This is a genomic window from Nitrososphaera sp. (assembly GCF_037447015.1).
Classification (GTDB): Archaea; Thermoproteota; Nitrososphaeria; order Nitrososphaerales; family Nitrososphaeraceae; genus Nitrososphaera.
Map to the genome: position 1 here is coordinate 17,090 of NZ_JBBIHK010000003.1, position 13,548 is coordinate 30,637.

Sequence of the window (13,548 nt, forward strand, 5' to 3'; positions counted from 1 at the left end):
TCTCTCTGCCCTGCCGCTGAGCCAGATTCTGGTACAGGCTGTAGCAAGAGGGGCCGCCTGCTGCGACGCCGCTTGACAGGCAAACCAGGTGATTAATTATTCACAAAAAATAGCATTGTAGTTCAAGTTCTGCTGAACCCTTGCTCTGAAGATGATATAGTTAGAACAAGATCTTCTGACTGTGGAACTATTCCACATGGAGGTCAAAGTTTGGTCTAGAACCAGTGGTGCATCCAATACTTTTCAAATAACACTTTTTGCATGTGCCATATCCTGTCAGGCATGTGAAACTTGATATCTGGTCTGGGCGAAGCTAGAAAGTTGCCTTTGACAAATGCACTCTTTCCCTGTCCCACCTCAAGAAAACACGAACCCTCGCCATCCCATGTCCTGAGCTTACCTTTTCCTCTGACCTGCACAGCAATGTTATTTGCCACCACCTCAGCTTGGCCATGTGCAAAGACGCCGGCTTTTGGTAGATATGGAACATATCCACTGGGCGTAGGCAATGATGCCACATCTCCTACTGCATAAACTCCTTTGGATTTGGTCTCAAGAGTTTCAGGATTTACTGAAATCCATCCTGTAGTTGGGTCTGTCAGCCCCGCTTCAGTAACAACCTTGGGTGCTTTGTGTGGAGGGACACAAAAGAGCAGATCATACGGTATTGTTATATCGCTTCCTTCAAACTTTAACTCTTTTTCTCCTACTTCGGAAAGCTTGAGCTTTGGATGATAGTTTATCCCTCTTGACTCCAAAAACTCAAGAACCTTGCTCCCGATTTCAGGCCCGACAGCTGGCAGAGGATTTGTTTCGGGAGTAAAGAACTCAAAATTTACGCCCTCCCTCATCCCCTTCTTTCGACAATAATCATCCAAGAGCAGTGCGACTTCGTACGGGGCTGCAGGGCATTTGAATGGTAGTCTTGAAATGCCTATTGCTATGGTTCCTCCCTGGAATTTTTCAATAGCCTCTCTGAATTTAAGGGCTGATTCCAAATTGTAGATGTGAAAGGCACGTTCTTGAAAACCTGGAATCAATTCTGGCGCGTATTCGGCTCCCAGTGCTACGACAAGAAAATCACTTGAAAATTTGCCATTGTTCTTTGTTGTTATCTCTTTCTTGTTCTGGTCTACAATATCTAGCGAGACAACCTCATCATTTATGATCTCTATTCCTTTCCTGCTCAGAACATGCATGTCTTTTTGAACCTGCTCAGGCTGTCTCATGTCCAACATGAGCCACGGGTACGATGGAGGAAATTCAAAATGCTTTTTTCGTTCAAAGAGTCTCACTATAGCTCGGTTGCCAAGTTTATCCTTAAGTATGCTAGAAGCAACTAGGCCTCCAATGCCGCCGCCAAGTACACTGATAACAGCATCTTCACCACCATGCATACCGTTGATTCTCTGAAACCGATTGATAAAAAGTCAGACTGCAGTGCACGGCAAAGAATGTATTGTGATCCCTGTCTGTGTCAACCTCCCCCGCTCTTGTTGTGTAGTATCCTTGATGCTGATTGCAATTAATTATCTTTCGAGTTTGTTGCATAACAAGATGTAATTAGACCGACAGTGACAGTCTATCTGGTTTTCAACATGAATTTATGAACAACAAATCCTTCCTGAAACCTAATCTATGTACTTTCCACAATGCGGGCACATTCTCATCATCGGATGTCCCGTTTCAAGGGGCATGGTCAAGTCTTCTGACAGCAGAGTAAGGCATACGTCCCATGGACTTACTACTGTATCTTTATAGACGACATAAGGATGATCCATGTTTTCCATTATCAAGCAAAGTTGGTCAAACCTGACGTCTTCTGTAATTACCTTTGCATTTTCGAGTTTAAACCGATTAGCGGGGATGTCCAAAAAGTAGTCGATATCTGTTTGAAACCTTAGCATCTTTGAGATTTCTCCAAGTATTAACCTGTCACTGATAAATTGGTTGGAGTTTTCTAAAATAAGTTTTCGAGTTTTATTTTCGTACATCAGATCCAGTATTCTGCTCAAGGGGTCGTCTTGACGAAAAGTAACAATTTTCTTTTTCGGCATCGATGAAACAGAAATGTCTGTTTTACATCTTGTGCCAACTTCAATCATTCGCCTTGCAGACACGGTAGAGCAATCACCAAATTCGTTAATGATGATGGCAAAGGCCCTTCTAGAGTTTTTCCAAATTTCCATTAAATCCCTGAATTTTGTTTCCTTTTCAACTTGTGGAAAGTCCTTAAGCATGATCTCTCCAACCTTGGTCCGGTATTGGGAATCGCGTGTTGGATTCCTTCGCAAATGATCCAATAGATCGTAACCTCCGACGATTCCAACTGGTTTAAAGTCTTCATCTCGCACTATGATTGAATCTACAGTTGATTCTAGATATTGAGCGCACATTAATGTGGCAACCCAGACTTCCCTTTCTTTATGGATATTGATACATACTGTGTCGGTTAATTTTCTTGGGAAAAGTTCTTCCAGCGTTAAATCGGATACCTTCTTGTTATTCGAGATATCCATGACTAACTCCCGTTAGTTCAGGCGATATTTATCAGCCGGGAATGCAGTGCATTGCACAGAAATCTGAATCTTCGAGTGATATAGTATTAGAATGCGTCGCGCATCGGGTGGAAATTTTGATCATGCACTTGTTAAATAATTACGCATTGTTGCTAAAAGCAGTGGCATGCTTCAGGGAGAAAATAGGGCGTATGCCCCATCAACCCGGGCTTGGATAATTGGAATTAGCACAAATATTTCCGACTAGTACACTTCCGTCGAAGTTGGCATATTTGCATCCAAATATCTCAATATATCTTTGCAAGAAATGTATTGTTAGGGCCTGCATACATCAATGTCAAGCCCGCCGATTGCTTTGGAACTTCTATTATAATATCTCCGGTAGTACTGCTACTTGGCTCCAAGTCGGTCTTTTTTAGTGGTGACGGCAGGTTATTGGAGGCAGATTCGTTAATGCTGTAAATGTAGGACTTGTTATCTAGAATGAAGACATACGAGGGATCCACCCTAACTGTGGAATTGCCTTCGTTCTGGAATGTTAAAGAAACCCGAAATGCTTCATTATCTGGCTTTGGCGCATAGCTGTCTATTCTGTCAATACTCGACACGTCTGTCTTGAGCCGTAGCGAATTATCCTTCATGCTTTCGCCAACTGCATACAAGACTTTTGCATCGCCGACTAACTTGGACTCGGAAGACCCGGGCTGGTCAAGAGTGATGCTGAACGACGAAGACCTGTCTGAATAGTCCAATATTGCAGGCGTCTTGCCAAAACTAGGGCTCTCAAATATCAAAAGAGTCCGGATGACTTGATCCTTTGGCAAGTAGATCTGTCTCAGTCCGGTGTCCACAGAAGATGTAATAATACTGGGCGCAATTTCTCCTACATCAGTCTTAAGTTTAAACAAATTTGGCGAGAAGGGGAGTATGTGGCCTATACTTCTTACCGATAGATCCACTGTCAGAAATTTCTGCTTTGATGAAGACACGATTGGAGGATTGTCAATCCTGTCCGATATTGCATAACTGTTTACCTCCATCATAATCCGGCTGTCGTGAACAACATCGTTTGTTCTTCCGGATCTTTCAGCAATCTGCTCCATTTGCATAGTACCATGCGGTTCTTCAGGCGTAGTCGGTGGTCCCTGAGTGATGCCGTAATTCGATAATGAATAGATAATGAGGGCTCCAACAGCAGCGATGGCTGCAATTGCTCCCCCAACAAGCAGGAACCTATTTGTCATCTTTTTCACCGCATGTTGTTAATCAGTGTTTGACGTTGAGTCAGCATCCGCCCCAACGTCTTCTTGGCTCGCGTCTTTCCTCACGTATCTCGCCTTCATCCAGGCCCATTTTCCTCTGCCTGGCCTTGATATACTGATTCAGATGCTCTTCATTGCAGAAAAGCTTCCCGAACCTTTTCAGTTTCGTATTTGAATCTACATCTATTCCGCATACCTCACAATAGTTTGCTGCAGATTGTTCTTCAGCCATGCTATGATTTGCCCATACTTTGTACTTATGGCTCAAGTGTACAGTGCAATGCTCTGGACTTAAGCATCTTGTACCGGACTGTTAGAGATCGAGGTGTTTGTACCTGGCATTTCCATTTAAGATTCCCGTTCAAGAATTTGACCCCATTCGTGTATAGGCTTTGCCATTTTCGTTGTTCATGCCGATACCTCCGGAATTCAATGTATGAGCATGACAGGACACTGGGACCTCTCTGAAACCTTTCTTGCTACGCTTCCCAGCGCCATAATGAACTTTGACGCACCCCCTAACCTTCTGCTGCCCATCACTATCAGATCTGCGTCTTTCTCTTGTGCAAACTTTAGAATTTGTTCGGCTGGGTCGCCTGTTTTAAGTCCTGCAGAAATCTGTAACTTCTCAGAGGAGAACAGTTTTATCTTTTCTTGGGCAAATCTATTCCAGCTATTCTCGACCTCCTTGATGAGAGTCCTTTTCGCTCTAGCTATCAACTCTTTGTCGTTTCCAAGCAGGAGGGTTGCAGGGACTTCTATCTGCTCTACGACGTGACACAAAATGATCTCGGCTCCAAAGGCTTTGGCAAATTCTGCAGCATACATTAATGCCTTATCCGACATCTGTTCACCGTCGTGCGGCACAAGTATTCTCCCAATCTTCAATCTGTTTCAGCAACCACCGATTTGTCTTTCTTCTTCTTCTGCCGCACCTGTCAAGCCCCATTACGCTCTGTCTTGCCATGACACACCGCTTCATTTATCCTTTGAGCAGAAAACTCGTCAAACCGTTCAGACCGGTCTCAAAAGCGTCGTACTAGTCTTCGCAGAGGTTTTGTTGAGAATTGCGGCAGGACAAAACACGTAGGAATCAAGAATAAATGCTTTTGGTACAATACTCTAAAGGCTCTATGCTGCACGGCAAAGAAGCTCAGATCATAAATCTCGGCATTTGCAAACTTGCGATGGCGGGCCAATATTCTTGGATGAGAATGGTTGCCAGACTTTTCTTTCTTTGCAAGGATACGACAGATGTCGTTTCTGCAAACAATTACCCGCATCTAACACGATGCTTCAGAACCAACAACCCCAAGGGTGTAGAAAAACAAGGATGGGAATGATCCGGAACACGTCAGCACTTTACCCGCGCGGTAGACAAGCAGAGGTCGTAATTCATAGTACTGCACAGCAACCCTACTGCTAATAACATAGATGCTCTTCAACTAGAGCATGGTACAAAGCGATTGGTTCGCGCACTTTGACTGGGGCTTGCCTTCGTTTTGCTAGTCTCAGTGGCTGCGGGCGGCTTCTTTTCTGCTTCAGACATATGACGCACGAGGGGGATGCGGAGCACAAAAAGTCAAAAAAGGAATCTGAAACGCATCAATGAAGAATGCCCAAGGAATGTTTCTATATGATGACTGTGCTTTCTTGGGTTCTTCTCCAATTCAGCTTTACCTGAAGAAAGGCAAAGCAAGACAGGCTATTCTCCAGTTGGCATTCGAAGTGTATCCCGCAGTCCTTACTTCTGTCATCATCTTGCATATTGGACCCGTGTTTGGAACTAGGATCTGCCAGACTAGATAGAAGCTGTAGTTTGCAACCACAATCTACGGTTAAGCGCCTCGTACCAAATCGTCTTTAAGACGTACAAAGATGATTTCTTGTGTTGGCTTGTAAGGGAATTTGTGACAGGTATGCTGTTGGAAAAGATTCACATTTTGAACGTATAGGAGATAGGGTCTACAGGTACTTGGGTGGGCACAAGAGGTGTAACATATGCGAGGTTTTCTTAAAAGTGGACGGTAATGCGTGCCCCTGTTGCGGCCTAAAGCTAAGGCAGAGTCCAAGAGGCATGAAGTATAAATGGCAATTGAGACGAATGAAGGGCGACTCTGAATAGCCCAGTAATTTGCCTTGTCAGATGTAATCGGATTGAATTTCACTTTTAGGGTCTTGTACCAAATTAATTATATGATGCGTGATAACCATAACCTACGACAAATCGTTGAGTTTGTCCTCCCTCATTTCACAAAGATTAACGTACATGTTGATAGGAACACTTTTGACATCCCTCATCATATCGGCTCAAAACGCCAGTGCAGGAGGCGGCCACGACCTGCCTCCTGCAAGCATTGGCGACAGAAAGGCTTCACTTTCAGTGAAATCGACGCCCGAGATCGCGAGTGTTTCAGATAGAGTTAACCTGTCCTATACGTTTACGGACCAGACTGCAGGCAAGGCAATCTCCCATGTGACGTACGTTGTCACGATTAACGACTCCAGCGGCAACAGGATATTCTCTGAAGTAGTGCATGGACATGATGGCGCAATCGATCTTCAGTTCAGGCGGTCTGATGCCAAGCCTTACAAGGTTAACGCAAATTACGATAATCTGGCAGCCAGCTATGTCTCGGATTTTGGGAGCCCGATAGTCATCGATGGAGCAGTTCTGTCAAATCCTGGTAGCTACAAAGCAATAATTGAAGTGACCGGGATAGATTTCGATAACACGTTTCTGCCAGATCCCATAAAGTACGAATACAACTTTTCCGTCCTGGAAAATCAATCATTCCAAGTCGATTATGAAGGCAGAGTCTTTAACTTGGACATCCTTTCACCAGTACAGATTTCGACTACAGAGTTCAAGCCGGAGAACAGACAACTGATAATGACTTACCCCGGCACCGATGCGATACACCTTGACGATTTCAGAGTGGTGGCAGATATTCCTAAAGAAATGATGGCAGGACCATTTACTGCCTCATTTGGCAATGGAGGCCAGCTAGACGTCAGGGAAGAGTCGATAAGCGATGATACTGTGCGGTTAATAATGAATGGCACCCATCTTGATGTTACTCAGCAAGATGGTCAATCTCAGGATGAGGAGAATAGCAGCAGCGGCAGTATGGCAAATATGCACAGCATGCAGACATCTGCCAGTTCCGATATGCCTAATGCCATAGTGATTACTTCGACGACGGTCGTGCCGGAATTTCCCCTTGGATTACCATTGGTGTCAGCTGTAGCACTTGCAGCAGTATTAGCCTTTTTCAAAGGAAGGGAAAAACGATTCCTCAACAGGACATAATCCCCGTGCTTACGCGGCAGAGGCGCAGCTGATGTCGCGCAAGGCAACAATTTTCAAAACCTCGCTTGCAACATGTTGTCCAGAATATGCAGGGGACTCTACAAACATTTAGACATGCCAACATAAAAAGTGGTGCACGTACTTGCAAAGAATGTGTCAAGAACGCTACAAGAATTTCTTGGTAGAAAACGAGAGAATAACCATTTTTTACCTTCGCCTCATCCCGACTACAAATAGCCAGATTCCCAGAGTACCCAAAGTCAGGGGTAATAGAGAAGTGAGGTAAAGGTTGCCGGTGTTCATAAATCCGCAATTTGCAAGGCATTCCTTTGTAGGAGGCTGCGCGTTAACCATCCAGAACAGCAGTGCAGTAAGAGCAATGATTGCGGACCCGAGGATTACCAGTTTTTTATTCATTTGATAGTGTCGCCCCCGTCGGTTTAACCCACATTGGTCAGATGATGTTTGTTTCTACGCTTCTCTTCTCTCATAATGTAAATTATCCCAATTAGCAAGAATATCTCTAACGACTTGGCGAGCACTCCTGCAACCTCTATCCTATCCGGCATATTTGTAGGTGAAAGGGGAGCAGGTAGCACAATGGTATAGGCGTACAGCCCGACAAGAATCGCGGTGCCTGCAAACCCAAAGAGATTAACCCGCATGCTTTTTCCATAATAGTCTCTGTCGGAGGTTCCTGAGAAAACCAAGAAAATGTACATGGTTCCATACGCAATTTGCATCCCTCCCGCGATGACGAAGAATATGCTATACTCTAGTCTAAGGGATGCATGCGCAATGTAAATTGAGAGGTGTACAATGCCCCCTGCGATTGCTGAAAGCATTATCGAATATTTGGCAACTTCCAGCCTTGAAATCGATCCCGGCCCGTTGTTGTTGTACTGCTTCATCCTTTTTCGGTAGGTCAGCCCAAGGATTCCGCCTACTATTGCCAGGGGCACGCCCAAGGATGTCGCAATAACAGAATTCCAGACAGTGCCAAAGCGCTCTGTAATTGCCACATTAAAGATGGACCTGTTGCAATCGCAGTTGGCGGTGCTGCTTAGTATTTCTCTGGGCGGGTCCAAAGAACCCAGGCGGGCAGGGGGAGCGTTTGCAGTGCTCAAGACGATCTGATAGCTCCCTGCTTCCGGGAAAGCAAACGGAACTTCAAAGTCTCCTGTTTCATATTTGGTCCAAGGAAATGCCTTTATCCTGTCCCCTTTGCTCGTGTAGACCTCTATCATTGCAACGACGTCTTTGGCGTCATTGCCGTTCCTGTCTTGGACGCTGAACATTATCGTGGTGGGCTCTTGAGGGCGGGCATAATCTGACCCGAGGGCCTGGTATACATAGTACATGCCCTGTGATTCGCTACGCCCGTTGTAGATTGGAAGGTGCTCAAAGTGTGCGTATGATTCTGAAACCAGTGATAGCGGACCGTTTCCAAAGAACAACACGCCGGCAAGCACTCCAGATATTGAAAATGCTTTGCAAATATCATATCTTGAGGGCGCATTCATTTTCCATTCCGCCTTTCTTTTTTAGGCGTTCTCAAATTGGGCACGAAGGTAGGGTATCCCATGCCTCTTTTTCGCGGCCCTGCGAGCAACATCATTGTAATACCGAAAGAAAGATTTCGTGCAGGCAGTAAATTGGCTTTTGGTACAATTCTATAAAATTAAACAGTTAGTTCATAAGTCACACAGGGGATTTACCACATAGCTGTGTCTCCAGAGGAGAGCACTAAGGACATAGTGTATAATTTCATTGCACGCCAGCCCGGCTCTTATTTTAGAGAGATATTGCGCTCACTAGATATCGGCCAAGGCAATCTGCAGTACGCCATAGGTGTCTTGGAAAGAGAAGGCAAGATAACGACAATAAAGGTTGGCGCCCACAAGCACTTTTACCCCTCAGAAACGGACGAGCAGAGCAAGATCATACTGAGCATCCTATCCCAAGAATCGCCTAGAGAAATTCTGATCTTTCTTGCACGCCACCCCGGCTCGTGCCAGACAGATGTGGCAAAGGAGATTCATTGTTCTTCGCCCACCGCAAGGTGGTATCTGATGAGGCTAGAATCTCTGGGCTTGATTTGGAGCAGGAGGAACGGTTCTGAAATAAAATATTACGCAAATACTTCTGTTCCGCAGCTCGCTAATTTGCTCAAGATGTACCGCCCAGGCATCTGGGGCAGATACGCCGACAGGATGGCCGACTTGGTGCGCACGTTTGACAAGGATGAACATGTGAATGATGAGCATATCTGATCTCCTACCGTTCCAATTGACTCACCATGGCTTCTGGTGGGAGGTATTCAGCCTTGCAAGTGCGGGATTAGCGGTGGCGCTGCTTGCCATTGTTCTGCTCGCATACAAGAGGCACAAGCTCAGGAGGCTCGTCCCCCTTTCAGCCGCATTTGCACTATTTGTCTTGAAGGTAGGCGTGCTGCATCTGGACAACTTTTTTCCTGCCTTTCAGCAGCAACTGTCAGTTGTATCGGTGGCAATCGAGTTTGGCATGCTTTCCATGATATTTCTTGCGGTATTTAGACGCTAAACTTACTTACTTGGGCTTCTGGGAGGCAGTACCGGGGTCTTCTATCGCAAATTCGTGGCATCAGGTAGAAGGGCTCACTTATTGCTGCTCCAATGCCATGCTATCGCTCTCCAGAATGAAAGATTTTATTCTTTCAGTGTCGTGAAGGTCATAATGTCCGAGTATACTGTCTTCCCCTCTACTGTAGCCTTGAACCGGTAGCTGTATGTTGCGCCGGGTTCCAAGTCCTTCAACATGACAGAGTGATTCTGATGCGCAGAATTCATTCCCGCCATGCTGTCAGTGGCAGTCTTATCCATGCGGGCAGGGCCCTTGCCATATTCCACTTGGCACGTCACCGGGATGGAAGTCGCTCCTTCCACCATGGCAGAATCTTTGGTGATTCTTGTCACCTCTATGTTGCCGAATTCAAGCATTTTATTGGAGCTGGATGATGACGATGATGATGTCATTTGATTCATTCCCGTGCCAGATTCCATGTTCTTCATTCCGCCGCCTTCGCCTGTCAGCATCTTGTCGAGTCCTCCGGGCCGGGTCATAATACCATACATTTCATTTGAGCTGGCGAAATGATCCTCGCTCTTTTCATTATCGATCATGAGGCCCAGTACGTTCTTCCCCATTATGTGAACCGTTATTGGAACCTGAGAGTACTTTAGAGTATTGCCAGAATAGATGTCTGCAGTTCCCATCATTGCCAGCTCTCCGCCTTCTGCAATTACTGTATCTGAAACATAATTTCTTATCGAGTGTTTGTGCAGGGATGTCCCATCGGGCTTTACCATAGTGAATGTGGCTGAAAATGAACCAGTCATCGAGTCATCCTGGGACTTTAGTTTTATTTTCCAGCTGCCGCCCTGTATCCAAGAAACCTTTCCTTCTTGTATCTGGTTGTTTGCTATTAGTCCAGAAGCAGTAACACCTTTCATCTGTTGCATGCCCTGTCCGGGCTGTGCGGATGCAACATTGGCAGAGACAAGCGACGCGGAAAGAAATACAAAGGCCGTCAATGTTGCTGCAAGTAGCATTCTATAGTTTCGCATCAACAGCGAGCTTTGTTGGATGAGCCCCTAGATAAATAGAGTACTTTACAATTGTAAAGCGTCCATGATCATATAGAGTTGTACCAGCAAGGTAATAACACCCTAACTTCAAGATTCACTGCTTTCCGATGGCATTGGCAGGCATGTTAACAGTAGTCGGGAGTTTCATCGCAATAGTCCTGCTGTTTATACTCTATATCTTTCCTGATGTGATTTGCGTGCCTTTGAGGACGAAGACAGCGTCCGATGCTCAAGAGAATGGAACCAAGGATCCGGTGGTAGAGTTATGCAGAGCGATAAGGGGACATGAGGTACAATAACGAGCCTAGTGCGCTTAGGAAAATTGCGATGTCCATTGCCGCAGGCTTGGCTGCAATAGCTTTCTTTGCACTAATTTTTACATCGTCCTACTTCTTTCTGCCGCCAAAATCCCCTGATAACACAGAATCTGCACCCACAAAAAATACTCTAGCGGGCTCGGGTCTTACTGTGAATCACGGCCATGCAGAATTGACTGTACTGGTAAATGGGGACAAGCTCGACTTTTCTAAGCCAGAATACCAGAATAAGAGTATCCGCATTCACCTGGAAGACAATGATGGCTCGACTCTGCATATCCATGACAGAAGTACACGGATTGAAGTTTTCTTTGAAAGCGTAGGCATGTCGCTCGATAACAATTGTTTGCAAATCCAAGATGGCACATCATACTGCAGCAATTTTGATAACCAGATCATTTTTTCGGTAAACGGAATGGCAAATGCAGGGTTTCAATATTACATTCCTGCAAATGGCGATACAATAGTTGTCAGCTACGGGAAAATCGAACACCACTAATTGAACCATGAATTGCAAGGGGCGGCTCGCAGCATTGTTGTCCGGCACCGCATCTCGTCTCACTACAGAATTAACCGATGCAACGCTGCAGAACCTGTAACGGACAAGACTAAATTTAGGCAACATGGGATTAGTACTACCATAACGATGTCAAGAATAGCTTGCTGCTGGATTATATTTATGATAACGATGATCTCTTTTCTACCAAATCAATGGACGTGGGCGCAGCCGCCCTCTTCTCCCGGGGAGTTGGTGACTTACCAAAAACAAAGCAACTTTATCAAGGAATTTTCAGTTCCCTTTGAAGAGCTCGGCCTCAGAGGGATTACAACAGATTCGCAAGGAAATGCCTGGTTCTATCATTCTACCAATACGACGAGTACCCTTGTCACATTCAACCCCGATAATGGCACATTTGCCAAGTTTCCAATAGAGGATAAGACAGTCTCCGATGAACCAGTAATAAACCTCGCTTCATCCCAGCTTGCCTTTGATGAGAGGAGAAACGCCATTTGGTTCACGGATGCTCGCACAAATTCTATAGGCAGGTTTGATATTGAGGGCGGGGGCGGAATTCGCCTATTGAAGGTTCCTGCTAGTAATGCCGGGCCCATGGGCATTGCCTTGTCGCCTGACGGCAAAGCGGTCTGGGTTGCCGAGATAACAGGCGACAGGATAGCCCGCGTTGATGCCGAATCTCTGGCCATGACAGAGTATTCTACAGGCGAGGACAGCGGCCCTACACTTTTGACTTTTGATGACAGCGGCGTCCTGTGGGCCACGCTTTCATTTTCAAACAGCGTCCTGCGAATCGACACGCAGTCTCTTCTTTCTTCCAACCCCTCCTCTGCAATGACAGAACTGAGGATCGCAGGAGACACCTTCTCGCCTTTTGGAATAGCAGTGTCTGGCGGAAAGGTCCACGTCTCTGATCACGGCTCAAGCAGAGTGATTGTATCAGATGTGGGTTTTGTCAACTACGTCTCATACTGGACCTCGCCTTCGATGCTATTCCCCACGTCCCTTCCAAGCCAGGTCGTAGCAGACGCACAGGGAAACATATACTTCCCCCAGCACGGGGGCAACCGAATATCTTCGATTGACAGGGCAGGTGTTATGAGCGAGTACGAGATACCGACAGGCCCTCTTTCGACTGCCGTTTTTGTGGCGGCTTCTAGCGATGGAAGGAAGGTCTGATTCACAGAGTGGGCGGCCAACAAGGTGGCCTACCTCGATACTGCGATGCAGGTTCCGTTCACGCTCGGTGTGGAAAAAACTACCGTGACGCTGGACCAAACGGGACCAAAGCGCGTCGCCGCTTCCCTTGGCTCCCCTTCTTCAGATGCTGCAGAAATCCCGGTATCCCTTTCAGAGGTGGAAATAGGTCTTGCAGGCATGACCGAGTCTGGCCTCAAAGGCGTGACGTACGAGGCTCAGCCGCCTAGGGTGAACCTGCATGGCGCTAGATCTGCTGAATCAGAAATACAGATAAGGGCTCTGGAAAATGCAAGGCCGGGCAGCTACGTCGCGATGGTCAGGGCATTTGCCCCTGAGAATGACGGCCTGATTGTCTCAAGGCTTTATCCCTTTGAGCTGGTTCTGGACGTGCCAGAGCCTGCTCCCGGTCAAGACAGCGTGATGATCCAGAATTCGCAGCAAGCTATGGACCCTGGAGTTCAGTATGCGCTCAGGATAGCGGCTCCGATTGGGGCAGTCGGCGTGCTCGCATTTGGCATATACAGATGGAAAAAGGCAAAAAGGCGTGCTAGCTGAAGCTCGGCAACAGCCGCCGCCATGGCCGGAATGTTCTCCTCTTCTCTGTTCGTCTCCTGCCCTTTTCATTTCAGCATACTGGTTGCCGTGCTCCTCGGAACAGAAATACTTGCCAAACCTTTTGACCGCAGCTTTTTCTTTGTCGACGTCTATTCCGCACACAGGGCAGTGTTTCTGGAGAAATCCAAGCACTTGCTTTTCATCCAAACCCATCGTATATCAATATAGTATTTTACAAT

The 13,548-nt window shown here is 46.3% G+C and carries 13 protein-coding genes; 6 read left to right on the top strand and 7 right to left on the bottom strand.

The annotated features are described in order from the left end of the window. Positions 1 to 215 precede the first annotated feature (215 nt). The 5 genes from WKI84_RS01780 to WKI84_RS01800 form a co-directional block, all read right to left on the bottom strand. Complete coding sequence (locus WKI84_RS01780) at positions 216 to 1,397, bottom strand: FAD/NAD(P)-binding oxidoreductase (protein WP_337861800.1); 1,182 nt, start codon at positions 1,395 to 1,397, stop codon at positions 216 to 218. Positions 1,398 to 1,631: 234 nt separating this feature from the next. After that, positions 1,632 to 2,519, bottom strand: coding sequence for a CBS domain-containing protein (locus tag WKI84_RS01785; protein WP_337861801.1), 888 nt, complete (start codon positions 2,517 to 2,519; stop codon positions 1,632 to 1,634). 287 nt (positions 2,520 to 2,806) lie between these two features. After that, entirely contained in the window at positions 2,807 to 3,763 is a 957-nt protein-coding gene (locus WKI84_RS01790) for a DUF4352 domain-containing protein (RefSeq protein ID WP_337861919.1), read from the bottom strand. Between the two features lie 40 nt (positions 3,764 to 3,803). After that, positions 3,804 to 4,013 carry a hypothetical protein gene (locus tag WKI84_RS01795; protein WP_337861802.1) on the bottom strand — a complete coding sequence of 70 codons (210 nt, stop codon included), beginning with the start codon at positions 4,011 to 4,013 and terminating at the stop codon, positions 3,804 to 3,806. 197 nt (positions 4,014 to 4,210) lie between these two features. Further along, the gene (locus WKI84_RS01800; protein ID WP_337861803.1) at positions 4,211 to 4,669 is read right to left on the bottom strand and encodes a universal stress protein; all 459 of its coding nucleotides are present in this window, start codon (positions 4,667 to 4,669) and stop codon (positions 4,211 to 4,213) included. Between the two features lie 1,381 nt (positions 4,670 to 6,050). On the opposite strand from WKI84_RS01800, the gene WKI84_RS01805 reads away from it, so the two are divergent. Continuing rightward, positions 6,051 to 7,094 carry a hypothetical protein gene (locus WKI84_RS01805; RefSeq protein WP_337861804.1) on the top strand — a complete coding sequence of 348 codons (1,044 nt, stop codon included), beginning with the start codon at positions 6,051 to 6,053 and terminating at the stop codon, positions 7,092 to 7,094. A 440-nt stretch (positions 7,095 to 7,534) separates the two neighbouring features. Here WKI84_RS01805 and WKI84_RS01810 read toward each other — a convergent pair whose 3' ends face one another. After that, positions 7,535 to 8,617: a hypothetical protein gene (locus WKI84_RS01810; RefSeq protein WP_337861805.1), complete on the bottom strand. Its 1,083-nt coding sequence runs from the start codon at positions 8,615 to 8,617 to the stop codon at positions 7,535 to 7,537. Between the two features lie 204 nt (positions 8,618 to 8,821). Between WKI84_RS01810 and WKI84_RS01815 the strand changes: the two genes are divergently transcribed. Both WKI84_RS01815 and WKI84_RS01820 read left to right on the top strand, forming a co-directional pair. Continuing rightward, positions 8,822 to 9,367, top strand: a complete 546-nt coding sequence (locus tag WKI84_RS01815; RefSeq protein WP_337861806.1) for a winged helix-turn-helix transcriptional regulator — start codon at positions 8,822 to 8,824, stop codon at positions 9,365 to 9,367. Beyond that, a complete protein-coding gene (locus WKI84_RS01820) occupies positions 9,351 to 9,656 on the top strand; it encodes a hypothetical protein (protein ID WP_337861807.1) in 306 nt (101 codons plus the stop codon). Before WKI84_RS01815 ends, WKI84_RS01820 begins: the two co-directional genes overlap by 17 nt. Positions 9,657 to 9,781: 125 nt before the next feature. On the opposite strand, the gene WKI84_RS01825 is transcribed toward WKI84_RS01820, so the two are convergent. Beyond that, positions 9,782 to 10,699, bottom strand: coding sequence for a fibronectin type III domain-containing protein (locus WKI84_RS01825; RefSeq protein WP_337861920.1), 918 nt, complete (start codon positions 10,697 to 10,699; stop codon positions 9,782 to 9,784). A gap of 306 nt (positions 10,700 to 11,005) precedes the next feature. Between WKI84_RS01825 and WKI84_RS01830 the strand changes: the two genes are divergently transcribed. From WKI84_RS01830 to WKI84_RS01840, 3 genes are all read left to right on the top strand, one after another. Further along, positions 11,006 to 11,536, top strand: coding sequence for a hypothetical protein (locus WKI84_RS01830; protein ID WP_337861808.1), 531 nt, complete (start codon positions 11,006 to 11,008; stop codon positions 11,534 to 11,536). A 180-nt stretch (positions 11,537 to 11,716) separates the two neighbouring features. After that, the gene (locus tag WKI84_RS01835; RefSeq protein ID WP_337861809.1) at positions 11,717 to 12,733 is read left to right on the top strand and encodes a hypothetical protein; all 1,017 of its coding nucleotides are present in this window, start codon (positions 11,717 to 11,719) and stop codon (positions 12,731 to 12,733) included. A 24-nt stretch (positions 12,734 to 12,757) separates the two neighbouring features. Beyond that, positions 12,758 to 13,309 carry a hypothetical protein gene (locus WKI84_RS01840; RefSeq protein ID WP_337861810.1) on the top strand — a complete coding sequence of 184 codons (552 nt, stop codon included), beginning with the start codon at positions 12,758 to 12,760 and terminating at the stop codon, positions 13,307 to 13,309. Positions 13,310 to 13,548: the final 239 nt, after the last annotated feature.